The following is a 24,031-nucleotide window of genomic DNA, read 5'->3' as shown; positions in this document are numbered from 1 at the left end:
GCTCCGCCCCGATCGATGGTGCTCGCCTTCCACCGATCGATCACCGAGGCCGCCTCGACACGGGGCTCCCGGCGGGGCCTCGCCGACTCGCGGGACGGGTGCGATGGATACCGGACGGATCGAAGCGTTCAGCGATGGCGTGCTCGCCATCGTGATCACCATCATGGTGCTGGGCCTGGTCCAGCCCGCGGCCCCGACCTTCGAGTCGTTCTTCGCCACCACCGGGCTCGGCCTGCTCAGCTATCTGTTGTCGTTCGTGTACGTCGGCATCTACTGGAACAACCACCACCACATGTTCCAGGTCGCCGACCGCGTCGACGGCAGGGGCCTGTGGGCCAATCTCGGCCTGCTGTTCTTCATTTCCCTGCTGCCGTTCACCACCTCGTGGATGGACAGTACGAGCTTCGCTCAGGTACCGGTGATCCTCTACGGCGTCGTCCTTCTGCTGATGGCCCTGGCCTACTTCGTCCTCCAGAGCACGATCATCCGGGTGCAGGGGAAGGACTCGTCCCTCAAAAGGGCCATCGGAAGCGACTGGAAGGGCAAGGTCTCGCCCGTCCTGTACCTCGTCGGGATCGTCGCGGCGATCCTGGACCCCGGTGAGGCGGGGGTCGGTATCGGGATCGCGCTCGTCGCCTTCGTGCTCGTCGCCGTCCTCTGGGTGATCCCCGACCGGCGCATCCACCGCTTCTACCGGGAGAGCACCGAGCGGGAGCCATAGTCCGGGCAGCGCCGCTTCAGAACCGACCACCGCGGGTACATCGGCGAATCCGGGACCCGTGCCCTCCCCACTCCCCCGACACCCTTTGGAGGCCCCTTGCCGAAGAGAATCGCCACCTCCGTGGACGGAACCGAGATCCGTGGCTTCGACGAGGGGGCCGGGCCTCCCGTAGTCGTTCTGCACCCTGGCATGGACGACGGCACATCATGGGACCGGGTGAGTACCCGACTCGCCCCGCACTTCCGTGTCGTACGCGTGCACCGCCGCACCTACCGGCCGGACCTGCGCGTCGATCCTCGAAACTCGCTGAAGCGAGAGGTGGAGGACGTCGTGTCCGTGGTCCGGTCGTTGGGCGGACGCGCCGTTCTGGTCGGCCACTCCTCGGGGGCGGTCGTGGCGTTGGAGGCGATGGCGGCCTCACCCTCGTCGTTCGCGGGGGCCGTACTCTACGAACCGCCCGCGCCCGTCGAAGGGCTCCCTCTCGGAGGAGAGGCCCTTCGAAGGGCCGAGTCCGCCGCGGATCGCGGAAGGACGGCCCGCAGCATCGCGATCTTCTTCCGTGAGGTCGTCGGATACCCCGCCCCCTCAGCGTGGCTCTTCGGGGCCGTCGTCGCGGCCGTTCCCGGTCTGCGGCCTCGTGCGCGGCGCCAGCTCGTCGACTGCGAGGCCATCGACCTGGCGGGCGTGCGCGTCGACCGGTACTCCGAGATCGGAGTCCCGATACTTTTCCTGCTGGGCCGGCGCAGCCCGTCCCATCTGCGCCGTCGGAGCGAGGCTCTTCGCGATGCCCTCCCTGGAGCCCACATCGTGGAGTTGCCCGGGCAAGGGCACCTCGCCAACCGGCTCAGGCCGGGGTGGGTCGCCGAGGCGATCGCCCGGTTCCACGAGGCCTTGGGCGAACCCCGTCGGAACAGGGCGAGCGAGAGCTGATCGGGCGCGGGGTCTTCTATCCTCCGGCCCGGTCAGAGTCGCAGTTCGAAGGCCATCCGATCCGTGCCGGGGCCGTCGTACCCCTCGTGCGGCCCCGTCACGGCGAACCCGATCGACCGGTGGAAGGCGATCGACCTCTCGTTGACCGGAGAGGTGACCGCCCGGACGACGGTTCGTCCGTCATCCCTCGCGGCGTCGAGGAACAGCCGGTACATCTCCCGGCCCAGCCCCGACCGACGCTGTTCCGGAGCCACGCCGGAGAAGTGCACGTAGGCCTCGTCCCCCTTCGTCGGGCTGGGAACCCCACCAGGAAGCCGAGCAGCCCCCGTCCTTCTCGGCGATCAGGATCGTCGTGTGGAAGTGGTCCAGGAACAACCGGGGCAGGATGTGCGCCACCGGTCTCCCCCACCACTCGTCACAGACCGCGACGATCCGCCCGTAGTCCTCGGGCACCGCGTTCCTGATCAGGACCCCCGCGGGCCCCTCGCTCTCCCAGTCACCGCTCCACGCGTTCATCAGGCGAAGACCTCCTCGAAGGGTCGCCCTACCCCCGGATCGCGGCCCAACACCGCGAACACGACCCGTTCGAAGATCCCGTCGAACTCCCCGTGGAGCCCCTTCCCGAACGCTCCGGCGACGTCGGCCGGGTCGTTGCCGAACACCCCGCAGCCCCAGGCCCCCAGGATCAGGCGCGAGGCCCCGTGGTGGGCCGCCACGGCGAGCACCGCGCGGGCTCGGGACTCCAGCGCGGGCGACACCGACGCCGCCCGCTCGGGCTGGTTGCGCTCCACCATCCTTCGGTTGGGCGCGGCCGAGGTGAGCATGTCGACCGGCACCGCCTCGGGCAGCCAGTCGCCCTGGGCGTCGCGGTAGACGGGCACGCTCGGCGACCAGATCACCCGGTCGCTGTACAGCAGGCTCCGTTCGGCCCGATGGTGCGCGTAGAAGTCCGGGCACCGGATCAACGAGTCGTACAGGGCACTGGATCGGGCCAGGCTCTCCTCCTGGGCCCGCGCGCCGTTGGCCACACCGCCGCCGGGGTTGCGCGCGGAGGCGAAGTTGAGCGCCGCGACACGGCCGCCGGTCTCGACGGTCAGTCTTCGCGCGGCCGTGAGGGTGTCCTCTCCGGTCACCTCGTACCGGGTCTCGAACCGCGGTTCGGGCAGCGGAAGCGAGGCGATCTCCTCGGGCGTGTGCAGGCGGGTGCCGGACCTCATCTCGGCCAGCGGCGCGGTCAGGTCCACCTCCCGCCCTTCCACCGGGTAGGAGCCCCTCTCGTAGGCCTCCCTGGACTGTCGCCACACCTCACGCAAGCGTTGGGACACCGTCGCTCCTCTCGTCGGCCCCCGACGCTAACGAACCGGCCCTACCGCCCCCAAGCGATTTTCGCTGGCCCCGGGGCGGGAGGTCAGGGTCTGGTGGTGACGAAGATGGCGGTACCGGGGAGGACACGTCCGCGGACCGGACCCCAGCCTCCCCACACCTGATCGTTGTCCTCGGGCCACTCGGGTTCGACCATGTCGCGCACGACCAGGCCGGCCGCCACGAGCCCGCGGATCCAGTCGCCCACCGTGTGGTGGTGTTCCGCGTACAGGGCCCGACCGTGCTCGTCCTCCTCGACGTAGGCTCGGCGGTCGAAGTAGGACTGGCGCAGGGTCATCCCGTGCTCGGTCGGATCGTCGGGGAAGCACCATCGGATCGGGTGGGTCACCGAGAACACGAAGCGGCCGCCGGGCTTCAGGACCCGGGCGGTCTCGGCGAGCGCCGCCTCGGCGGCGGGAACGAACGGGAACGCCCCGAAGGCGGAGAAGGCCACATCGAAGGAGGCGTCGGCGAACGGCAGCCTCTGGACGTCGGCCTGGACCGTGGGCACCCGCAGTCCGGTCTGTTCGTCGATGCGACGCGAGTGCTGGAGCTGGCGCAGGGACACGTCGAAGGCGACGACCTCGCCCACGCCCTGGTCTCGAAGCCAACGGGAACACTGGCCGGCCCCGCAGCCGATCTCCAGGATCCGGGCCCCGGCGACGTCGCCGAGCAGCCGGGCACGGGCCTCGTCGACGCCCTCCGGCGACCAGACGAACCCGACGTCGCGCAGGAAGTCGCCGTGCTCGAACTGGTAGGCGTCGGCGGCCCCGTCCCACCAGCGACGCCCCGCTCTGGCGCTCTCCTCGGTCGTCATCGAACGCCGTTCCACCCCGCCGGGTGTCGGGTACTCCGGCTCCTCGTTCACGCTGTCGTGCACACCGCTCCTACGTCCGGGTCCGAGGGACCTGTTCCTCTTCGTCGACGCCGGAGGCCTCCCCGGCGGGTCCCCCACCAGTGTCGCCGTTCGTGAGCGCGCCGTCGCCCTCGGAGTCCTCTTGTCGGGCATCGCGCAGCTCACGGCGGATGAGCACGATCCACCCGATGACGGCGACGACGCTGAACACCCACCACTGGACGGCGTAGGAGGCGCTCATTCCGCTGTCCTCCTCGCGCAGTTCGACGTATTCGGGCACGAACTCGGGCGCCGGGTCCTGGCCGGTGAGCTCCATGTAGCCGTCGTAGATCGGGTACGGCAGCTCGTCGGAGAGCTCCTCCACGTCGACGATCATGATCTGCCCCTCGGGCAGTCCGTCGCGGCCGTGCAGACCGGTGTTCTCCTCGGTCTCGCCGATCTGGAGGCGCCCGGTCAACTCGACGGTCCCTTCGGGCACCTCGGGGATCTCGGGGGTGTCCTGCGCGGTCTCCCCGCGTTCGATCCAGCCCCGGTTGACGAGCAGGCCGGTGCCGTCCTCGGTGATCAGGGGGGTGAGGACGTGGAACCCGACCCCCTGGGAGCCGTCCCGGTTGCGCAGCAGGAGCTGGTGGTCGGTGTCCCAGGTCCCGGTGGCCTCGATCGTGCGCCAGCGGTCGTCGCGGGAGACCGGTTCGTCCACGGAGGCGATCTCGTCCACCGACACGGGCTCGGCGGCGAGGTTGCCCCGCTGGAGGTCGACGGCCGAAGCGCGTTGACCGGCCCGGTCGAGCTGCCAGAAGCCCAGCCAGATGAAGGCGGGCACGAGCAGTACGACCAGCGCGTGGAAGGCCAGCATGCGACGGGAGAACAGGACTTTGAGCACGTCTTCGAGGTTATGAGACGGCTCCGACCGCACCACACCGCCCCCGTGTCGGGGAGGTGTCGATGCGGCCGGAGCGGTGTTCCCCCGGTCGGGGTCGTTTCCGAGGCTCGGGAGCCTAGATCTCCTCGGCGGCGGCCCGACGCTTGCGGCGGGCGAAGTAGAGACCGGCGCCACCGGCGCCGATGGCGGCCAGGGCGGCGGCGACGAGACCGCTCAGGGCGCCGCCGGTGACGGCGAGCTCGGAGCCACCGGCCTGGTCGACGGGGGCGGGCTTGTCGTCGGAGGTACCGGAGGAGGTCTCCTCTTCCTTCTTCTCCTCCTCCTTCTCCGTCTCCTTCTCCTCGCCCTTCTCCTGCTCCGTCTCCTCCTCGGTCTCGGTCTCCTCCTCGGTCTCCGTCTCCTCCTGCTCCTCTTCCTCCTCGGGCTTCTCGCGCTCGTCGGAGATCTTGGTGACACAGGCGGCCTCGGCCATGCCGAGGACGGAGACGGCGTTGCCGCAGATCTGGACGGCGGCGGAGACCGGGACCGAGACCTGGTTGCCGGAGGCGATGCCGCCGGAACCGTCGGTGGAGGCGTTGTTGGCCGGGTTCCCCGTGTTCTCCGGGGTGGCCTGGATGATGTTGATGATGGTGGTGCACTCGGCGCTGGCCCCGCCCAGGACGGCGACGGAGTTGCCGCAGATGTCGATGGCGGCGCCGACCGGAACGTTGAGCTGGTTGCCGGAGGCGATGCCGCCGGAACCGTCGGTGTCGAGGGTGGAGGGGGACTTCTCGGACTCCTCCTGGAGTGCCTCGACGACGGAGACGCAGTCGGCCTCGGAGACGCCGGCCACGGCGACGGAGTCACCGCACATGTCCAGGGCCGCGTCGACCGGGACGACGATCTGGTTGCCGGAGGCGACGCCGCCGGAACCGTCGGTGGAGGCGCTCTGCCCGCTGCTCTCGTAGAGGACCTCGGACACCTTGGTGCACTGGGCCTGCGAGATGCCGAGGACCGCGATCGAGTTGCCGCACAGGTCGGCCTCGACGTCCACGGGGACGACGATCTGGTTGCCGCTTCCCACACCGCCGGCACCGCTGGTCGTGGCGTCGGCGAAGGCGGCGCTGAGCGGCGCGATCACCAGACCCGCGGTCAAAGCGGTGGCGAAGGAGTAACGGAACGTATTGCGCATGGTGCGGCTGGACCTTTCTGAAGACTGCCAGAGGACGCGCCGAGCGGAGCGCGAAGTCCGTGCGCCCGATTCCCGGCGGTCTCTGTACGGCCGCGTGGACGGGTCGCACGGTGGGCGGGCCCGTCCTCGACGGAGTCGGGACGGCGGGGTGGCCCGCGTATACGTGCAGGGGTGACGGTTCGGCCCTTTCGGAGTTCGTTCCATGGACGACCGCCAACGGACCGAAACGTTAGAGCAGAGCGGGCGGGCGCGCAGGCCGTTTCAGGAATCGCCCACCACGCACATCATCACCATATGCTCATGCTCCACTACGAACGGGCATACCCGCAGGCCCAAGAGTTGCATAGAGCTACTGCACGTCGCATTACAGTGACTCTGTGTCACGACTCGGGATGAAAAAATTTCGGGAGTTCATCGAAAAGAAGACTACGAAAGGACTTCGTAGATTCGTTTTCCCCACCCCAGGAGAGCGCCTCATTCCTTGCGTCCATAATCGCCTCGAAAAAGATAGAAGTCCGAAGAGAGAAAATTGACCGATTCGCCTCTTCATGGCACAAGGACCCCCTCCGAACCTTTGCCCAACAGAACCCCGGAACACCACGGAAAGAACAATGAATTCGCTGGTCAGAAGCGTTTATCCTGACGTTGGACCTGTCCGCTCCCGACACTTCCCCTGCCCCGAGAGGAGAGTCCGACCGTCTCCGGCACCCGGGACACGAGGCGACGACGGGGCCGAAGATCACCGCAGGCATCCGACCCCACGGACGACCGGGCTCCACGGCCGCGTGCTCCACCGACGGCCATGCCCTCCGTCCCCCTCTTGGAGCACGCATGAACCTCGAACAGCCACGACCGCGCCGGCTCCTCACCATGAGCGCCGCTCTCTCGGCCCTGGCCCTCGCCGCCGCCTGCTCGACGAACGAGACCCCCGAACCACTCGAACGGGGCTCCGTCGACGAAGAGGAGGCCACCGCGGCCCCGCAGTCCTCCCACGAACCCGCCACAGAGCCCTTCACCATCGCCTTCGGCGGGGACGTGATGTTCGAGGGCATCCTCCGCCCCCGTCTCGCCGACCCCGCGACCGCGCTCGGCCCCGTCTCCGAACACCTCTCGGCGGCCGACCTGGCCATGGTCAACCTGGAGACCGCCGTCACCGAGGGCGGGGTCCCCGTACCCGGTAAGGAGTTCGTCTTCCGCGCGCCGTCGAGCGCGTTGGAGGCCCTGGACGCCGCCGGCGTGGACGTGGCCACCGTCGCCAACAACCACGGCATGGACTACGGAGAGTCGGGCCTGCTCGACACCCTCGACCACGGGGACGGGTCTCCGGTCGCCCTGGTGGGCGCCGGCCGTGACATCGACGAGGCCTACACACCGCACGTCGCCGAGGTGAACGGACAGACCGTCGCCCTGTTCGGCGCCACGGACGTCATGGACGACCACCTCATCCCCGAGTGGACCGCGGGAGAGGGCTCACCGGGGCTGGCCTCCACCAAGGGCGAGATGAGGGAGCGGATGCTGGAGGCGGTCTCCGAGGCCGCCGACGAGCACGACAACGTGGTGGTCTTCCTGCACTGGGGGTTGGAGGGCGCGCACTGCCCGCTTCCGCACGCCCCCTCACTGGCCGACGAGCTCTTCGAGGCGGGGGCCGCCGCCGTCGTCGGCGGTCATGCCCACGTGCTCTCCCCGGGAGGGTTCCAGGGGGAGGGATACGCCCACTACGGCCTGAGCAATTTCGTGTTCTACAACTTCAGCGGCCCGACCGCCGAGACCGGCGTGCTCACACTGACCTTCCACGAGGGCCGGGTCCTGGAGTCCGACTGGACCCCCGCCCGGATCCAGGAGGGTGTCCCGATCCCCTACGAGGGGGTCGACGCCGAACGGGCCGAACGGACCTGGACCGATATGCGCGTCCAGTGCGACCTGCCCCTGAGCGACTCCCCCGTCTGACACGACGGGCGGGCCCGGGACGGCTCGTCCCGGGCCCGCCCGTTCAACTGACGTGCACCACGGGCCTGCGTTCGGCGTCGGGCTCGTTCTCCCGAAGGATCTCCCGGGTGAACCCGGCGGTGCCTCCGTTGCCCAGCATCAGGAAGCGGAAGAAGGCCCGCACCGGCGACCGTTCGGACCAGGCGAAGTAACAGTGCGGGATCGTGCCGGTGGCGTCGCGCAGGCACAGCAGGACGGCCGCCAGGGCGTTGGGGACCGCCGGGCTGCTCACCCTCAGCACACGATGCCCGTGGATCCAGGTACCGCTCACACCGAGCGTCCCCTCGAAGTCCGAGGGGTGGTGGACCCGTACCTCGACGAACAGGGGCGGCACACGCAGCGACACCGGGTTGAGTCGGCGCTGCTCGGCCTCGGTGGCCGCGTACTCGTCCGCCTCGCCCGAACGCGGCCGATTCGCGAAGAGGAAGAGGCGTCCGTGACGCGCGGCCTCACGGACGAACCGCAGGGCGGTCGCGTCCAGATCCACCGAGTGCGCGCGCAGTTCGGTGCTGCGCAGAGCCCGGGAGATCAGGGAGACCGCGATGATCGCCACCACGAACAGCAGGGCGATGGCCAACCCGTCCGGCCTGGTGACGATGTTGTCCACCAGCGCGAACCCGAACACGAAGGTCAGGACCGCGAACCCGAGCGTGGCCCACCTCGCCCTCTTGCGGTGCACGATGACGGTCACCGCCACCGCCGCGGTCACCAGCATCGCCAGGATGCCGGTCGCGTAGGCGCCGGACTGGGCGTCCACCCCGGCGCCGAAGACGATCGTGATCACCATCGTCAGGGCCGTGTAGACCAGGACCACCGGTCGGACGGCGGTCCCCCAGGCCGGGGCCATCCCGTAGTGGGGCAGGTAGCGCGGAACGATGTTGATGAGTCCGGCCATCGCCGAGGCGCCCGCGAACCAGAGGATGAGGATCGTGGAGACGTCGTAGACGGTACCGAACCCCTGCCCGAGCAGGTCGTGCGCCAGGTAGGCCATGACGCGGTCGGCCGCCGGGCCGCCGGCCACCACGTCCTGGCGGGGGACCAGTACCCCGCTGACGAAGGTCGTCGCCAGCAGGTAGACGCTCATGATCACCGCCGCGGTGGTGAGGAGCCTGCGGGTGCTCGCGATCCGCGCCCGTAGCCGCTCCTCGGCGGTCTCCCCCTCCGCGCGCACCAGAGGCATCATGCTCACGCCGGTCTCGAACCCGGACAGCCCCAGGACCAGAAGCGGGAAGGCGAGCAGCACGACGGTGGTGGTCGACCAGAGACCGCCGTCCAACAGGCCGCCCTCCCACTGGGACAGGAGCCGCGGGTCGGCGGCGATGTGACCCAACGCCGCCACCACGACCACCAGGTTCAACGCGAGGAACAGCACGACCAGAGGGATCGCCAACCTCACGGCCTCCTTGAACCCCGCCAGGAACACCGCCCCCAGCAGGGCGAGGAGAACCAGGGTGACCGGCACCGGGTGCTCGGCCATCATCGCGGGCGTGTAGGGGTTGGCCGCCAGGTGGGCGGTGGCGTCGGCCGTGGACAGGGTGATGGTGATGATCCAGGAGGTCGCCACGAACCCGAGCAGACACAGGACCAGGAACTTGCCCCGCCACTCCGGCAACAGGTGCGCCAGCATCGCCACCGACCCCTGACCGTGCGGGCTGCGCTCGGCCACACGCCGATAGATCGGCAACATGCCGAACAGCGTCAGCAACACGATCAGCAGGGTGGCGATCGGGGAGAGGGCTCCGGCCGTGAGGATGGCGATGCTGGGGAGGTAGCTCAGCGTGGAGAAGTAGTCCACCCCGGTCAGGCACATGACCTTCCACCAGGCGTGCTGTCGCTCCGCCCGCGGGCGAGAGCCCGCGCCGCCCACGTCGTCGACCTGGTGCGCCGTCATCCACCGGGCCACCGGGGCCGACCACCGTCCGAGTCTGCGCCCCCGGCAGGGGACCTCCCAGTGGTAACCGTCCCGCGCGGCGTCCTGCTTCAACACGTCTCCCCCGACCGAACGTCCTCGCCCAAGTCTGCGTGGCCGAACGGTCGAAGGAGGGCAGGTCGTGGGCGTGTCGGTCCTTCCGGAGCGACCGGGAGGACCTCAGAGCGTCCCGGTCCTCTCCATCAGGGGCGCGATCCCGTCGAGGAGCCTTCGCATTCCGGGCTCGAACATCCCGTCGACGTCGGGTGGGCCGGACACACCGAACATGGTGGGATAGGCGCCCTGATCGGCGAGTCGATGAAGATCCGGCCCCCGGTGACACCACCACTGCGCGGCGTCCATGCCGATCTCGTGTTCCTCCAAGGCCAACCGGGTGGCCTGCAAGGCCATGCCGGAGGTGTAGGCGGACACGATGGTGAGGATCTCCAAGGCCTCGTCGGGCGTGTTGCCCTGAGCGACGATCACCCTCATCATCCACTCGGCGTTCCTCATGAGCCCGGGAGAGACGACACCGCCCGCCATCACGGTCAGCCGCGCCGCCCAGGGATGTCTGCGGTAGATCTCCCACTCGCCGAGCAGGGCCACCTCGAGCGCTCGCCGCCAATCATCGGGCGGGGGCTCGGGAAGAGCGTCGACCGTGTAGAGGTGGTCGACCATCTCCGTCAGCAGTTCTCCCTTGCTCGCGACGTGCCGGTACAGGGCCATGGTGCTGACCCGCAGCTCGGTCGAGACCCGACGCATGGACAGGCCTTCGATGCCCTCGTCGTCGGCGATGGCGATGGCGGCCCGCACGATGCCCTCGCGGGTCAGGTGCGGTTCGGGGTGGGGCCGACGTTCCGCGCCCGGGGTGGTACGCGATCGTCCCCTCGATCCTCCGTCTTCGGACGTCTCGGCCACGGGTCCGGCGGGGTCGGCGGGCACAGGGTCCGTCGTGGGTGCTCTTCGAACGACCGTCCCCACTCCGCGCACGGCCTCGACCCGCCCCTCTCGACGCAGGACGGTGAGCGCCTTGGTGGCGGTGGCCATGGCGACCCCCCATCGTCGGGTGATCTCCCTGGTCGAGGGCACCCGGTCCCCCGGTCGCAGCTCCCCCGTGTCGATACACGAGCGGATGTCGGCGACGATCCGCGCGTAGGGCGCGAGTCCCGATTCCGTGTCCTCGTTCATCGTCCTCCTCTCGGATCACACGACGAGAACCTCAAGTGTACTAGTGCACCACCCCTTGAAGAGCGTCGCGACACATGCGCCCCCTCCCCGCTCCACACCTGGACATCCCCAGAGAGCACTAGTGCACTTGCGAGGTTATTCCCGATTTTACAAAGGATTTCTATGAAGGGTGTTTCTTGTTTATTGTGTACGCACGAGGTACACCACCCACTGGCACCGCGTTCATCGACCCTGATCGCGTACACCGTTTCACCCACCCTCACCCACGACCGCCCGGAGTCCGCCATGTCCCAGACGTCCGCGTCCGTGCCCCGCGCACCGGACACCACGAACCGCCCGCTCCCCGCGGCCGACCGATCGCTCGCTCCGGACCTGGCGCGCGGGATCATGCTCCTGCTCATCGCGCTCGCCCACGCGCACCTGTTCACCGTGTTCATCGGCGGCGACGAGACCGCCCCCACCGTCCTCGACCGGATCGCCACCGGCGGCACCATCGTTTTCGTGGACCTGCGCGCGTACCCGATGTTCGCGGCGCTGTTCGGCTACGGCCTCGCCCAGATCCACCGCCGTCGGACCGAACAGGGACACGAGTGGCGTCCGACCCGGGCCCTCCTACGTCGACGCGGCCTCTGGCTGATCGTCTTCGGGGTCGCCCACGCCGCGCTGCTCTTCTTCGGGGACATCCTGGCCGTCTACGGCATCGTGGCCCTGCTCTTCGTCGGGGTGCTGCGTCTCCGCGACCGGACCCTGGTGATCCTGGCGTCGCTCTGGCTGCCCTTGGCCGCGGCCGCCCACGCCCTGCTCGCCGCCGACGAGGCCATGAACGGCCAGGGGACGCCCCTGATGCCCGACGGGTTCGTGGACGAGCTCCTCTTCCGCCTGTCCTTCTACCCGTTCCTCATCGTGCTGATGTTCCTCAGCACCGTCGTGCCGTTCCTGATCGGGGTCCTCGCGGCCCGGCACCGGGTCCTGGAGAAGCCTCGTGAACACCTGCGCCTACTGCGCGCCGCCGCCTTCGTCGGCATCCCCCTGGCCGTCCTGGGCGGGGTCCCCCTGGCACTGACCAAGACCGGTGTGTGGACCGACGCCACACCACTGGACCTCCTCCTCATCACCCCGCTGCACCAGGTGACCGGTTACGCCGGAGGTCTGGGCTACGCGGCGCTCATCGCCCTGATCGCGGTCCACCTGAACGACCGGCGAGGGCGGGTGACCGACGCCCTGTCCGCCCTGGGGCAACGCTCCATGACCTTCTACCTGGCGCAGTCGGTGGTGTGGGCGGTGCTGTTCTCCTCCTACGCGCTCCACGTGCAGCTCACCTCCTCCGCCCTCGGCGTCGCCATCGCCGTGGCCGTATGGGGGGCCACCGTGCTACTGGCCGACCTCATGCGTCGTGGCGACCGACGCGGACCGGCCGAGACCGCCCTGCGCCGGCTCACCTACGGCCCCACCCGATAGGGGTCTCCGGGCCCGGGGGACCCCCGGGCCCGGAGCCGCTCAGGCCACCCCGTGCCGCTCGACCACCCCGTCGATCTCGGCCTGGAGGGCGTGTCGATGGGCCGTTCCGAGATAGGAGGCCTCGACCCCGTTACGGAGCAGCCGCACCAGCCCCTCGGCGCCCACAAGATCGTGGGCGAGCAGGTACTCGCCGGTCAGGTCGCTGCCGAACATCGTCGGGTCGTCACTGTTGAGCGTCACCGCCAGCCCCGCGTCGAGCATCGCGGGCAGGGGATGGTCCTCGATCCGCTCCACCGCCCGGGTCCGGAGGTTGGAGGTGGGACTGACGTCCACCGGGATCCGCTCATCGACGAGGCGGGCCACCAGCTCCGGATCCCTCATGCTGTCGATCCCGTGCCCGATCCGCTCGGCGCGCAGCAGGTCCAGAGCCTCACGGACCCGTACCGGCCCACCGTGCTCCCCGGCGTGCGGCAGACTCGCCAGACCCGCCGCCCGGGCCCGCGCGAACACCTCGGTGTAGGGCTCCATCGGGGACTCGATCCCGCCCACCCCGAAACCCACCACGCTCGGCGGGCCGTCCCGCAGTACGGCCTCCACCGTCGCCTCGGCCGCCTCCGGCCCGAAGTCGGAGGGGAAGTCGGGGATCCAGCGCAGCCGGATCCCGTGCTCACGCTCGGCCCTGATCCTGGCCTGCTCGATCCCGTCGAAGACGACCTTGGCCGGGACCCCGCGCATCAAGTGGGTGTACAGACTGACGTGGACCTCGGCGTAGCGGACGTTCTGCGCCGCCAGGCGCTCGGCGACGACCGAGGCCAACAGGGAGAAGTCCGCCTCCTCCCGCAGAGTGCGCACCGAGACCAGGTACACCTCCACGAAATGCGGGAAGTCGGTGAAGACGTACCACTCCCTCAGCTTCTCCAGCGTGTCCGGGAGTTCGGTGACCTCGTGGCGCGCGGCCAGTTCGAAGAGGGTCTCCGCCGGCATCGAGCCCTCCAGATGGACGTGGAGCTCCACCTTGGGCAGTTCGCGGACGAACGATTCGATGTCATGGGCGGTCGCGTGGCTGTTCATGGCGTGAGCGTACGCACACGGCGACCGACCCCCAACCCCTCGCGGCTCGACCTCACGCCGATCCGTCAGAAAGCCCCCACCAGGGCGGAGAGCGAAGGGCCGGTGGTCCGGGCGGACCGGACCACCGGCCCGGCTTCAGACCGACGGGGTCCCCCCGTTCACCCTCCTGGGCACACCGAGCGGGTTGGCGTCCCGCAACTCGGCCGGCAGCAGGGCCTCCGGCACCGCCTGATAGGTGACCGGACGCAGGAACCGACGGATCGCGGTCGAGCCCACCGAGGTGTGGGTCGAGGCCGTCGTCGCCGGGTAGGGGCCGCCGTGGGTCATCGCGTGCGTGACCGCCACCCCGGTCGGCCAGCCGTTCCAGATCACCCGACCCGCCACCGAGGCGCCCAAGGCCAACAGCGCCGGGGCCATCGGATCGTCCTCCTCACCGTGGACGGTCACCGTCAACTGGCCGTGCAGGACACCGCCCACCTCCAGAAGACGCCGCTCGTCCGGGTAGGAGACCACGAGCGTGGCCGGACCGAAGCACTCGTTCAGCAACTCCTCGGAATGCTCCAACAGGGAGTCCAGGTCCGTGCTCAACAGGCTCGGCGTCCACCCCTCCTCGGTCCGCGCACCCTGGACCAGGACCTTCGTGGCGGGATGGGCGGCCAACGCGTCCAACCCTCGGGCGAACCCGTCGGCCACCCGGTCGTTGAGCAGCGGAGCCGCCGCGCGCGCCTCGAAGTCGGCCACCAGGGACCCCGTCCCGGCCCCCTCCGGCAGGAAGACGACCCCCGGCTTGGTGCAGAACTGCCCCGATCCCAACGTGGCCGAAGCGGCGTACTCCTCCAGGATCCGCGCGCCTCGCCCGGCCATCGCCGCCCGGGTCACGAAGACGGGGTTGACGCTGCCGAGCTCCCCGTAGAACGGGATCGGATCGGGGCGCGAGACCGCCAGATCGTACAGGGCACGGCCACCGGGGATGGAACCGGTGAAGCCGACCGCGCGCGTATTCGGGTGGAGCACCGCGGCGCGCCCCGCCTCGAACCCGCTCACCAGGGCGAACACACCCTCGGGTGCCCCCGCCTCGGCGAGGGCCTCCACGACGATGTCCGTGGTGAGCCGGGCCAGTTCCGGATGGCCGGGGTGGGCCTTGACCACGACGGGACAGCCGGCCGCCAGGGCGGAGGCGCTGTCACCCCCGACGGTGGAGAAGGCGAAGGGGAAGTTGCTCGCCCCGAACACCACCACGGGACCCAGGGGCACGAGCAACCGGCGCACGTCGGGACGGGGCGTCCCCCACTCCGGATCGGCCGGATCGACCATGACCTCCAGGTACCCGCCGTCCTCCAGCACGTCGGCGAACAGGCGCAGCTGGAAGGTGGTGCGGCCCAGCTCGCTCCGGCAACGTGTCTCGGGATAGTGCGCCTCGGCCATGGCCACGGGGACCAGCCGATCGGCCGCGCCGTCCAAGGCGTCGGCCACCGAACGCAACATCCGGGCCCGGTCGGCGGGTGTGGTCGACGCGAGGAGCGGCGCCGCCTCGGCAGCGCGCCGCAGGACGGAGTCGAGTTCCTCCATCGTCGTCTCGGACGTCTCATCGGTCATGCCGGAACCTCCAGGGGGTGGGTACGACGACGCGGTACGGCACCACGATGCCACGGGCATCGAAGAAGCGCACGGGGGCGAACGTTCGGTGAGCGACGATGCGGTCACACACCGCGACGCCCTGGAGAAACCCGACAAAAGAGGGCGGTGGATACCTCTCCAACCGGTTTCACCTGCACGAACACCGGCCAAGAGAGAAGACGACCACGCTTTCCGGAGGCCGCTCGAACGAAACTCGAATTTCCCGGAACCAGGTGATTCCGGAAAGGCATCATAGGTGGTGTGACGACGAATTCCCGAAGCTCAGCACCCCCCCGCGCGCGACGGTCCCCCGAGTCGGAGAAGGGGACCTCCACACGGCGCGAGAGCCGTGGACCAGACAGAGTCGCCCACGACGATCTCGCGTTCGCGCAAGCCCCTCTACGCAGGCTGCCGGCACAGCAACGCAGCATGGTCCGCGTGCAGCGCATGCTCGACTGCTGCGCCGAACTCCTCGACGAGGTCGGCTACGACAACCTGTCCACCACGCGGATCGCGGAACGGGCCGGCGTGGCCATCGGTTCCGTCTACCAGTTCTTCCCGGACAAGAAGGCGATCACCCAGGCCTTGGGCCTGCGCTTTCTCGACCAGTTCGGCACCAGGGTCACCGAACGCCTCGCCGACGTCTCCTTCACCCACTGGACCGTCGCCGTCGACGCGATCATCGACGAGTACATCGACATGCACCGGAACGTCCCGGGCTTTCGCAGCCTGCACTTCGGCGACATCGTCGACCAACGGCTGCTCAACGGAGGCAGCGACAACAACCGGGTCATCTCGGAGCGACTGCGCAAGATCATCGTCTCCTCCGCGGAGATCTCGGACGACGAGGGACTCGACCGCGCCATCCACGTCTCCGTGGAGGCCGCCGACGCCGTCCTCAAACTGGCCTTCCGCGGCAACCCCGAAGGGGACCCCGACCTGATCCACGAGGCCAAGCGCCTGGTCAGCGGCTACCTGTCCCAGTTCTCCGAGCAGGAGGGGAGCGACCATCCGTGGTAGACCAGGCGAGAACCCTCGCGGCGCCCCGCACCGGCACCGCCGCGGGCGTCCCCTACCTCGTCCTGCCCCCGGCCGCCCCCACCGAGGCCCCGGCGCCCCTCGTCATCGGACTGCACGCCTTCGAACCGCCCCGGAGCGAGGCCGCCCTCGCCGGGACGGTCCCCATGGCCTCGTTACCGGCCTGGCGGGTCTACCTGGGTCTGCCCCTGTTCGGAGCACGCCTGCCCCCCGGCGGCGTGGCCGAGGTCAACGGACTCGGTGAACGCGACTACCTCACCGAACTCTTCGGCCCCGTGGTCGAGCGGGCCGCCGCCGAACTGGGCGAGGTCGAGAAAGAGCTCCGGTCCGCCCTTCCCGTGACCGACACCCCCACAGGCCTGGTCGGCGTGGGCGCCGGAGCCACCGCGGTCCTTCTCGCCCTGGCCGAGAGACGGATGCCGGTGGGCGCCGCCGCCGTGATCAACCCGATCGTCGATCCGGCCCTCTTGATGGCCGCACGCGAACGACGCACCGGTGTCCCCTACCCATGGACACCGCGGGCCCGGGACGCCCACGAACGGCTGCACCTGATCGCACGGGCCGAGGAGCTCTCCCCGGGCTCCACGCCCCTGCTCGTGATCAACGGCGGCCGGGACGAGGTCGCCCCGCCCCGTTCGGGCCGGGCCCTCCACGATCGGCTCGCCCATCAGGACGGAGAACATGCGCTCCGTCACATCGTCGTACCGGACCTGGCGCATTCGATCGGCCCCGAACCGGGCCTCGAACCCGGACCGATCACTCCGGCGGGGGTCCTCACCGACCGGGCGCTGACAGAATGGTTCCATAGGAACCTGACCGTTTCCTCCCAGGTCCGCACGGACCCCGGAGGATGAGCGCTCCCCCTCGGTGTCCGGGCGAACCCGGAAGGGCCGGGGTCACCGCGCGTTCACCCAAGGGACCTCGCCGCCTTCTCTCTCAGGTCGGTCGCCGGTCGCCGACGCGACAGGCGGCGCGTGTTCCATGGGATCATCCAGTGGCGACCGCGCCCAGCGGTCCCACCTGATCCGTTCATCCTTCAGGAGGGCGAACCACGTGACGGAACCGGCACCGGTCTTTGCCAGCGGGGTCGACAACGAACGGTTGAACGCGCAACTGCGCTTCATCCTGGAAGTGGACAAACTCAAGCGCGTCCTACGGCAGAACCTGCTGGTGGACGGCTCCCGCCGGGAGAACTCCGCCGAACACTCCTGGCATCTGGCCCTCTCCGCCCGTACCTTCGCCGAGTACGCGCCCGAGGGCACCGACATCGAACGCGTCACCGAGATGCTCCTCATCCACGACATCGTGGAGATCGACGCCGGCGACACCTTCGTCTACGACCAGCGCGACTCCGAGTCCCAGGCCGAGCGCGAGCGCGCCGCCGCCGACCGGCTCTTCCCGCTGCTCCCCGAGGACCAGGCCCTGCGCGCCCGCGAACTGTGGGACGAGTTCGAGGCCAGGACCACCCCCGAGGCACGCTTCGCCCGGGCGATCGACCGCCTCTCCCCCATGCTCGCCAACTGGCACAACGAGGGCGGCACCTGGGTGCGCTTCGGGATCACCCGCGCCGAGGTCATGGCGAAGGTGAAGCTCATCACGGAGGGCTCCGAGGCGCTCGGCGCGTACGCGACCGCCTTGATCGACGACGCCACCCGACGCGGCTACCTCGGCGCCTGAACCCGGCGGCGGACCTCGGTCAGACCCGGCCCATGAGGAGCTGGATCGCGGCGGTCAGCCCCACCAGCACCAGGCACACCCGCAACGCCGTGGGGCTGAGCCTGCGCCCGAAGTGGGCGCCCAGGTAACCCCCGATGATCGTCCCGGCCATGATCAACCCGACCACCGCCCACGCGGGCGAGGCCAGCACGATGTAGAACACGGCGGCCGTGCTGTTGGCGATGGTGGTGAGCGCGTTCTTCAGGGCGTTGAGCCGCTGGAGATCCTCGTCCAGGGTCGCGCCCAGGAGACTGATCAGCAGGATCCCCTGCGCGGCGGCGAAGTACCCGCCGTAGGTGCCCGTGACATAGGCGCCCACCGGCATCCAGGGGCCGCCGTCCTTGGAGGCGGGCCTACGCGACCTGGCCCACCTGGTGATCCGGGGTTGGAGCACGATCAGGACACAGGCGGCGCCGATCATGAACGGCACCACCGCCTCGAAGACCCCCGGCGGCAGATAGATGAGCAACATCGCGCCGGTGATCGCGCCGATGAAGGACATGCCGCCGAACCGGATCAGCCGGGAACGCTGTCCGACCAGCTCCCGCCGATAGGCGATGGTCCCGCTGAGCGAACCGGGAGCGAGGCCGATGCTGTTGGAGACGGTCGCGGTGATGGGCGGATAGCCGAGCGCCAGCAGCACGGGAAAGGTGAACAGGGTCCCCGACCCCGCGATCGCGTTGATACCGCCAGCGGCGATCCCCGCGAGAAGGATGGCCGCGGCCTCCCAGAGTTCCATCGCGTCGCTTTCCGTTCAGCCGCTACCCCGACCGTCGAGGGCCCGAACAGCCTACGAGACACGATCATCCGGTGATCGGCTCGGGGGCGCGTTGTCGGAGCCGGACGCACGAGGGCCCGCCGTGCGGAACACGGCGGGCCCTCGACGTTCTCGTCCGGGTCAGGTCGGAAGCCTGACGACCTCGCTCTGGATGCGTTCGAAGGCGCTGCTCACGCCCTGAAGGGCCTGGCCCATCTCGGCCGGGACGATCCACACCTTGTTGGCGTCGCCCTTGGCGATCTCCGGAAGCTTCTGGAGGTACTGGTAGGCCAGCACGTCCGGGTCGACCCGGCTGGTGTGCAGGGCCTTGAAGACCATGTGGATGGCGTCGGCCTCACCACGGGCCCGCAGGGTCTGGGCGTCGGCGTCCGCCTTGGCGGTGAGCATCTGCGCCTCGGCGTTACCCTTGGCCCTCAGCACGGAGGAGGAACGCTCACCCTCGGCCCGCAGCACCGCGGCCTGCTTCTCGCCCTCGGCGCTGAGGAGCTGCGCGCGCTTCTCCCGATCGGCGCGCATCTGCATCTCCATCGCCTCCTGCACGGAGGACGGCGGTTCGATGCCCTTGAGCTCGATACGGCTGATCTCGATGCCCCAGTCCCGCGTCGCCTCGTCCAGGACGGACTTGAGCTCGCGGTTGATCTGGTCACGCGAGGTGAGCGTGCCCTCCAGGTTCATGCCACCGATGACGTTGCGCAGGGTGGCCAGGGTGAGCTGTTCGACGGCCTGGATGAAGTTGGCGACCTCATAGGTGGCCCGGTAGGCGTCGGCGACCCTTATATACACGGCGGAGTCGACCTCGACCGCGAGGTTGTCCTCGGTGATGGCCGACTGCGGCGGGAAGCTGACCACCTGGACACGGCGGTCGATCCGCTCTCGAACCTGGTCGACCCCGGGGATCACGATGTTGAAACCGGAGCTGAGCGTGCGGTGGAACTTACCGAAACGCTCGACCACGTCCTCCATCGAGTGCGGGACGATACGCACGCTGCGCCAGAAAATGATGAGAAGGACGGCGACGAAGAGTGCGACGATGATGATGGAGGTCATATTTACCGGCCCCCTCCGGCGTCGGACCGGGTGGCGTTGTTCAGTGGCGGCATCTGCGGCGGCTCCGGATCTCCTGACGGGGGTGACAGGCAGCATGGGAGCGGACCCGCTCCAGCGATCCGCGTCGGGCGCGCCGAAATAGAGCGATCCGCTCACTGAACGTCGACGCTACCCCATACCCATCCGGGTCGACCACATCCGGACGGAAATAGGATTTACGGACAATAATTTTCTGTCATAAATGCATCCCCAATCACTTTCGTCACATGAGTACCGCCCCGGTACCAGAGGTACACGGAGCGGAACACGAGACGAACGGGGAATCAGATAGCCCGGGCCGTCCAACGATCACCATCACGCTCGATCTTCAACGGAAGCCCGAAAGTCTCACTCAGGTACTCGGCGGTCATCACCTCACCCAGAGGACCCGCCTTCACCACACGCCCCTCACGAAGCAGCAGACCGTGGGTGAAGCCCGGGGGGATCTCCTCCACGTGATGAGAGACCACCACCAGCGCCGGAGCCACATCGCTCATCGCCAGCTTGCCCATCCGGCGCACCAGGTCCTCGCGCCCGCCCAGGTCCAACCCGGCCGCCGGCTCGTCGAGGAGCAGCAACTCCGGATCGGACATCAGCGCACGGGCGATCAGGACCCGTTTGCGCTCCCCCTCGGAGAGCGTGTGGAAGGAACGATCCGCCAGATCGCCGACGCCCCAGTGCCCCAGCAGGGCCCGGGCACGACCGTAGTCGGGGACCCCGTACTCCTCCCGGAAACGGCCCAGATAGCCGTAGGCGGCGCTGAGGACCAGATCGAGGACCGGGGTGTCCTCCTCGATCCGCGAGGACACCGAGGCACCCGCGTAACCGATCAGTGGACGCAGCTCGAACACGTCGACCCCGCCGAGCCGCTCCCCCAGGATCTCCACACCGCCCGCGGTGGGATACGTCTGGCTGGAGGCCACGTTCAACAGAGTGGTCTTCCCCGCGCCGTTGGGGCCCAGGATCACCCAGCGCTCCCCCTCCAGCACCGACCAGTCCACGCCGTCCAGCAGGTGGCCCCCGCCACGTCGTACCGTGACCCCGTTCAGGCCCAGAACACGCCCGTCCATCATCCTCCTTCGCTCACGTCCCACGCCGGTGCACGGGCCGCCCTACCCTGAAGCAATGCAATCAACGTCCGCACCGCTCGTCGCCTGGGGCAACGCCTGGCTGTCGGGACACGTCGGGTTGGACGACGCCGTCGACGCCGTCGAACGCAGGGGCGGCCCCAACCTGATCGGGACAGTACCCCCGGGAGACCTGCCCTTCGACAGCGACGTACCGCTGCGCGGCGCGCTGGTACGCCTTCGTGGTCTGGGGTTGTCCGCGTTCCGGTTGGCACTGCCCACCTGGGGTGACCCTTGCGGCCTGGTCGGCCCGGCCGAGCTCAACCAGGCCGCCATCGAGGCTCAGGAGGGGGTACTGGTGCAGTTGTCCGACCGACAGGTGGGACTCGTACCCTCCGCCGACCGGCGTGGTTCATCCTATGTCGGTGTCTCCTGGACCCCATATCCGGCGAACAACGTCACACCCCGAGTGCCCGATCTGCCCGAAGCGGAACGTCGACTGAAACTCACCCTCATGGAGACCGCCGAACGCCTCCAGGGAGTGGACGACATCGCCTCCTTCGGGCCGGCCGTCCACCGGGCCCTGGACGACCTCGGCGACATGGGAACCCCGCCCCTCGCCCACGGGTATCCGCCTCGGGCCCATCGGGTCGCCGCCCAGGCCGAACGACTGGCCCGCGTGCTGCGGCTCGCCGAACCCGGCCGGGGGCGCGGCGTGAGCGCGCACCAGATGGGCCTGAGAGACGCCGCCCTACGTGAACTGGACGCGAGCGTGCGTCGCGCCCTCATCGCCGCCCACGCCGCCATCGCGCTCCCCTGAGAGCGCTCCCGACCGGCAACCCGCCCCCGCGTCCCTCGTGAGCCGGAAGAAGGGTCTGGCCCCCGAGGGCACCGGGTGGGACCCTGGTATCGAGCGCGGGGAGTCTCCGGGATGAACCAGGGGCGACACCTGATCCCGAACCACGCCCCCACGTCGATACTTGGGTGTGAGACCTTTCATGGTCGACCCACCGAGGAGGAGAGCCGTCATCATGCAACCCGAGCACATCCGAGCTTCCGACGCGGACCGGGACCAGGTTGCCGAACGGCTCCGGGAGGCCCTGGCCGAGGGGCGCCTCACCCCCGTCGAACACGAGGAACGACTGGACACCCTCTACCGGGCCAAGACCATCGGCGAACTCGCGCCCATCGTGTCCGATCTGCCCTCGCCCGGCGCCCCCGGACCCGTACCGGGATACGGCGGCACGGACCGCTCCGACGGTCCCGACGGCATGGAGATCCTCGGCAGTGACGCCCGTGACCTGGCCGGACAGAGCAAGGGGTCGGAGAACCTCGTGGCGGTGTTCGGCGGAGCCGAGCGCCGTGGCCGCTGGCTGGTCGAACCACGCACCAACGTGTCGGTGCTCTGCGGCGGGGTCGAACTGGACCTGCGCGAGGCGGTGCTGAGCCGCCACGAGGTGACCATCCAGCTCGCGGTGATCATGGGCGGGGTCGACATCACCGTGCCGCACGGCGTCCGGGTGATCAACAACACGTCGGCGATTCTGGGGGGTGCCGATCTGCACGGAACGGACCAGGTCACCGACCCGAACGCCCCCGTCGTACATCTGACCGGATCCTGCATGCTGGGCGGGGTCGACGTCAAGGCCAAGAAGTCGAAGAAGAAGCGCAAGGACCGTCGCGAGAAGTGACCCACGCCTCCCGATCGACCGTCCACATGCTGGACTAGCTGGGCAAACTCCGCCCCCTCGACATCATTCGCACACCGCGGCCGAGTACCGTGGAGTATGCCATGAGTGATGAATCCACGTTGTTGGTAACGATGACCGGGCACGACCGCCCGGGCATCAGCGCACGTCTTCTGAGCACGCTCTCCGTCTTTCCGGTGACCATCGTCGACCTGGAGCAGGTCGTCCTCGGTGGTCGCCTCGTCCTGGGCGCCGTTCTCGAAGTGGACGAACGGGTCGCCCCGGGGGTGAGTCACCGGCGGGTCTACGAAGAGGTCCGCTCGGCCCTCGACAAGACCGCGATCGACCTCGAGATGGACGTCGAGTACGCGGACGGCAACGGGCGTGTCAACGCCTCCGGAGAGGAACGGCTGCACGTCACCGTGCTGGCCTCTCCACTGCGACCGGGGGCTCTCGGCGCCATCGCCTCGTGCGTGGCCCGCTCCGGCGCGAACATCGACCGGATCGAACGACTCTCCGCCTACCCGGTGACCTCCGTCGAGATGGAGATCTCCGGCGGCAACGCCGACCAGCTCCGGGCCGAACTGGCCATGGAGTCCGCCACCCAGGGTGTGGACGTCGCCGTTCAGGCCGGTGGCCTGCACCGGCGTAGCAAGCACCTGGTGATCATGGACGTGGACTCCACCCTGATCCAGGGCGAGGTCATCGAACTCCTGGCCGCGCACGCCGGCTGCGAGGACGAGGTCGCCAAGGTCACCGAGGAGGCCATGCGCGGCGAGTTGGACTTCGAGGAGTCCCTCCGCCGACGGGTGGCCCTCCTGAAGGGGCTGGACGCATCCGCCATCGAGAAGGTCCGCGACGAGATCCGGTTGACGCCGGGAGCCCGCACCCTCGTGCGCACCCTCAAGCACCTGGGTTACGAGTGCGGGATCGTCAGCGGGGGCTTCACCCAGATCACCGACGTCCTGGTGGAACGCCTCGGGCTGGACTACTCCGCGGCCAACACCCTGGAGGTCGTCGACGGCGTCCTGACCGGTGAACTGGTCGGCCCCATCATCGACCGCAAGGGCAAGGCCATCACGCTCCGGGACTTCGCCGAACAGGCCGGGGTCCCACTGAACCAGACCGTCGCCATCGGCGATGGGGCCAACGACCTGGACATGCTCCAGACCGCGGGTCTGGGCGTGGCCTTCAACGCCAAACCGGTGGTCCGCGAGCAGGCGGACACCTCCGTGAACGTGCCCTACCTGGACACGATCGCCTTCATCCTGGGCATCACCCGCGAGGAGATCGAAGCGGCCGACCTGCACGGCTGAGAACCGCCCCGGCAGGGGCGGGAGCCCGACCGACCATCCAGGCCTCTGGAGAGGGACAGCCTCTTCCAGGGGCCTTCGTCCATCCGGGGAACACGGTCATCCAGGGAACACGGTGCCGTCGAATCGACCTTCGGGCACAAAAAAAGGGGGGCACCCCAAGGCACCCCCCAACACACAAAAAAGAAAGGGA

21 protein-coding genes and 1 pseudogene are annotated in these 24,031 nt (G+C 69.2%); 10 read left to right on the top strand and 12 right to left on the bottom strand.

Translation table 11 applies throughout. The features are described from left to right. Window positions 1-103 precede the first annotated feature (103 nt). Both D451_RS0100110 and D451_RS26135 read left to right on the top strand, forming a co-directional pair. Entirely contained in the window at window positions 104-721 is a 618-nt protein-coding gene (locus D451_RS0100110) for a TMEM175 family protein (RefSeq protein WP_017532975.1), read from the top strand. Window positions 722-841: 120 nt separating this feature from the next. Continuing rightward, window positions 842-1,651: an alpha/beta fold hydrolase gene (locus tag D451_RS26135; protein WP_017532974.1), complete on the top strand. Its 810-nt coding sequence runs from the start codon at window positions 842-844 to the stop codon at window positions 1,649-1,651. 32 nt (window positions 1,652-1,683) lie between these two features. Here D451_RS26135 and D451_RS26130 read toward each other — a convergent pair. From D451_RS26130 to D451_RS0100080, 5 genes and pseudogenes are all read right to left on the bottom strand, one after another. Next, window positions 1,684-2,167 (bottom strand): annotated as a pseudogene (locus tag D451_RS26130) (N-acetyltransferase family protein). Continuing rightward, window positions 2,167-2,976, bottom strand: a complete 810-nt coding sequence (locus tag D451_RS0100095) for a TIGR02452 family protein (protein ID WP_017532973.1) — start codon at window positions 2,974-2,976, stop codon at window positions 2,167-2,169. Before D451_RS0100095 ends, D451_RS26130 begins: the two are co-directional and overlap by 1 nt. Before the next feature lie 83 nt (window positions 2,977-3,059). Continuing rightward, window positions 3,060-3,893: a class I SAM-dependent methyltransferase gene (locus D451_RS0100090; RefSeq protein WP_014909176.1), complete on the bottom strand. Its 834-nt coding sequence runs from the start codon at window positions 3,891-3,893 to the stop codon at window positions 3,060-3,062. 7 nt (window positions 3,894-3,900) lie between these two features. Further along, a complete protein-coding gene (locus D451_RS0100085; protein ID WP_193789584.1) occupies window positions 3,901-4,752 on the bottom strand; it encodes an SURF1 family cytochrome oxidase biogenesis protein in 852 nt (283 codons plus the stop codon). A gap of 115 nt (window positions 4,753-4,867) precedes the next feature. Continuing rightward, window positions 4,868-5,923, bottom strand: a complete 1,056-nt coding sequence (locus D451_RS0100080; protein ID WP_026124701.1) for a chaplin family protein — start codon at window positions 5,921-5,923, stop codon at window positions 4,868-4,870. 831 nt (window positions 5,924-6,754) lie between these two features. Between D451_RS0100080 and D451_RS0100075 the strand changes: the two genes are divergently transcribed. Continuing rightward, a complete protein-coding gene (locus tag D451_RS0100075) occupies window positions 6,755-7,870 on the top strand; it encodes a CapA family protein (RefSeq protein ID WP_017532971.1) in 1,116 nt (371 codons plus the stop codon). 43 nt (window positions 7,871-7,913) lie between these two features. Here the strand turns inward: D451_RS0100075 and D451_RS0100070 are convergent, their stop codons facing one another. Beyond that, a complete protein-coding gene (locus D451_RS0100070) occupies window positions 7,914-9,896 on the bottom strand; it encodes an APC family permease (RefSeq protein ID WP_017532970.1) in 1,983 nt (660 codons plus the stop codon). 102 nt (window positions 9,897-9,998) lie between these two features. Next, window positions 9,999-11,006 carry a TetR/AcrR family transcriptional regulator C-terminal domain-containing protein gene (locus D451_RS0100065; RefSeq protein WP_017532969.1) on the bottom strand — a complete coding sequence of 336 codons (1,008 nt, stop codon included), beginning with the start codon at window positions 11,004-11,006 and terminating at the stop codon, window positions 9,999-10,001. Between the two features lie 285 nt (window positions 11,007-11,291). Here D451_RS0100065 and D451_RS0100060 point away from each other — a divergent pair, with 285 nt between their 5' ends. After that, entirely contained in the window at window positions 11,292-12,464 is a 1,173-nt protein-coding gene (locus tag D451_RS0100060) for a DUF418 domain-containing protein (RefSeq protein ID WP_026124700.1), read from the top strand. Window positions 12,465-12,503: 39 nt separating this feature from the next. Here the strand turns inward: D451_RS0100060 and add are convergent, their stop codons facing one another. Both add and D451_RS0100050 read right to left on the bottom strand, forming a co-directional pair. After that, entirely contained in the window at window positions 12,504-13,535 is a 1,032-nt protein-coding gene (gene add, locus D451_RS0100055; protein WP_017532967.1) for an adenosine deaminase, read from the bottom strand. A 135-nt stretch (window positions 13,536-13,670) separates the two neighbouring features. Then, complete coding sequence (locus tag D451_RS0100050) at window positions 13,671-15,131, bottom strand: aldehyde dehydrogenase (NADP(+)) (RefSeq protein WP_017532966.1); 1,461 nt, start codon at window positions 15,129-15,131, stop codon at window positions 13,671-13,673. A 450-nt stretch (window positions 15,132-15,581) separates the two neighbouring features. On the opposite strand from D451_RS0100050, the gene D451_RS0100045 reads away from it, so the two are divergent. From D451_RS0100045 to D451_RS0100035, 3 genes are all read left to right on the top strand, one after another. Further along, entirely contained in the window at window positions 15,582-16,172 is a 591-nt protein-coding gene (locus D451_RS0100045; RefSeq protein ID WP_017532965.1) for a TetR/AcrR family transcriptional regulator, read from the top strand. After that, a complete protein-coding gene (locus tag D451_RS0100040; protein ID WP_017532964.1) occupies window positions 16,166-17,044 on the top strand; it encodes an alpha/beta hydrolase family protein in 879 nt (292 codons plus the stop codon). The genes D451_RS0100045 and D451_RS0100040 overlap by 7 nt, the downstream gene beginning before the upstream one ends. A gap of 199 nt (window positions 17,045-17,243) precedes the next feature. Next, window positions 17,244-17,867 carry an HD domain-containing protein gene (locus D451_RS0100035; RefSeq protein ID WP_014912646.1) on the top strand — a complete coding sequence of 208 codons (624 nt, stop codon included), beginning with the start codon at window positions 17,244-17,246 and terminating at the stop codon, window positions 17,865-17,867. A gap of 19 nt (window positions 17,868-17,886) precedes the next feature. On the opposite strand, the gene D451_RS0100030 is transcribed toward D451_RS0100035, so the two are convergent. The 3 genes from D451_RS0100030 to D451_RS0100020 form a co-directional block, all read right to left on the bottom strand. Next, on the bottom strand, window positions 17,887-18,645 hold the full coding sequence (locus tag D451_RS0100030) for a sulfite exporter TauE/SafE family protein (protein ID WP_014911264.1): 759 nt from the start codon (window positions 18,643-18,645) through the stop codon (window positions 17,887-17,889). Between the two features lie 159 nt (window positions 18,646-18,804). Further along, window positions 18,805-19,731, bottom strand: coding sequence for an SPFH domain-containing protein (locus D451_RS0100025; RefSeq protein WP_014913130.1), 927 nt, complete (start codon window positions 19,729-19,731; stop codon window positions 18,805-18,807). A gap of 323 nt (window positions 19,732-20,054) precedes the next feature. Next, entirely contained in the window at window positions 20,055-20,840 is a 786-nt protein-coding gene (locus D451_RS0100020; protein ID WP_014911100.1) for an ABC transporter ATP-binding protein, read from the bottom strand. A gap of 55 nt (window positions 20,841-20,895) precedes the next feature. On the opposite strand from D451_RS0100020, the gene D451_RS0100015 reads away from it, so the two are divergent. The 3 genes from D451_RS0100015 to serB all read left to right on the top strand — a co-directional run bounded on the left by D451_RS0100015 (window position 20,896) and on the right by serB (window position 23,841). Further along, window positions 20,896-21,657: a hypothetical protein gene (locus tag D451_RS0100015; protein ID WP_017532963.1), complete on the top strand. Its 762-nt coding sequence runs from the start codon at window positions 20,896-20,898 to the stop codon at window positions 21,655-21,657. A 211-nt stretch (window positions 21,658-21,868) separates the two neighbouring features. After that, window positions 21,869-22,528, top strand: coding sequence for a DUF1707 SHOCT-like domain-containing protein (locus tag D451_RS0100010; RefSeq protein ID WP_014908908.1), 660 nt, complete (start codon window positions 21,869-21,871; stop codon window positions 22,526-22,528). Window positions 22,529-22,629: 101 nt separating this feature from the next. Then, window positions 22,630-23,841 (top strand): phosphoserine phosphatase SerB, encoded by a 1,212-nt coding sequence (gene serB, locus D451_RS0100005; RefSeq protein ID WP_014912366.1) that lies wholly within the window; start codon window positions 22,630-22,632, stop codon window positions 23,839-23,841. Window positions 23,842-24,031 lie beyond the last annotated feature (190 nt).

The organism is Nocardiopsis alba DSM 43377 (assembly GCF_000341225.1).
GTDB lineage: Bacteria > Actinomycetota > Actinomycetes > Streptosporangiales > Streptosporangiaceae > Nocardiopsis > Nocardiopsis alba.
The sequence above is the reverse complement of the archived record's forward strand: the minus strand, read 5'-3'. Positions and strand labels throughout refer to the sequence as shown.

Bases quoted from the DNA above. Each gene is read 5' to 3' on its own strand.
- D451_RS0100110 (WP_017532975.1), top strand. From the start codon at position 104: ATGGATACCGGACGGATCGAAGCGTTCAGCGATGGCGTGCTCGCCATC.
- D451_RS0100080 (WP_026124701.1), bottom strand. From the start codon at position 5,923: ATGCGCAATACGTTCCGTTACTCCTTCGCCACCGCTTTGACCGCGGGT.
- D451_RS0100075 (WP_017532971.1), top strand. From the start codon at position 6,755: ATGAACCTCGAACAGCCACGACCGCGCCGGCTCCTCACCATGAGCGCC.
- D451_RS0100065 (WP_017532969.1), bottom strand. From the start codon at position 11,006: ATGAACGAGGACACGGAATCGGGACTCGCGCCCTACGCGCGGATCGTC.
- D451_RS0100060 (WP_026124700.1), top strand. From the start codon at position 11,292: ATGTCCCAGACGTCCGCGTCCGTGCCCCGCGCACCGGACACCACGAAC.
- add (WP_017532967.1), bottom strand. From the start codon at position 13,535: ATGAACAGCCACGCGACCGCCCATGACATCGAATCGTTCGTCCGCGAA.
- D451_RS0100050 (WP_017532966.1), bottom strand. From the start codon at position 15,131: ATGACCGATGAGACGTCCGAGACGACGATGGAGGAACTCGACTCCGTC.
- D451_RS0100045 (WP_017532965.1), top strand. From the start codon at position 15,582: ATGGTCCGCGTGCAGCGCATGCTCGACTGCTGCGCCGAACTCCTCGAC.
- D451_RS0100030 (WP_014911264.1), bottom strand. From the start codon at position 18,645: ATGGAACTCTGGGAGGCCGCGGCCATCCTTCTCGCGGGGATCGCCGCT.
- D451_RS0100025 (WP_014913130.1), bottom strand. From the start codon at position 19,731: ATGACCTCCATCATCATCGTCGCACTCTTCGTCGCCGTCCTTCTCATC.
- D451_RS0100020 (WP_014911100.1), bottom strand. From the start codon at position 20,840: ATGGACGGGCGTGTTCTGGGCCTGAACGGGGTCACGGTACGACGTGGC.
- D451_RS0100015 (WP_017532963.1), top strand. From the start codon at position 20,896: ATGCAATCAACGTCCGCACCGCTCGTCGCCTGGGGCAACGCCTGGCTG.
- D451_RS0100010 (WP_014908908.1), top strand. From the start codon at position 21,869: ATGCAACCCGAGCACATCCGAGCTTCCGACGCGGACCGGGACCAGGTT.
- serB (WP_014912366.1), top strand. From the start codon at position 22,630: ATGAGTGATGAATCCACGTTGTTGGTAACGATGACCGGGCACGACCGC.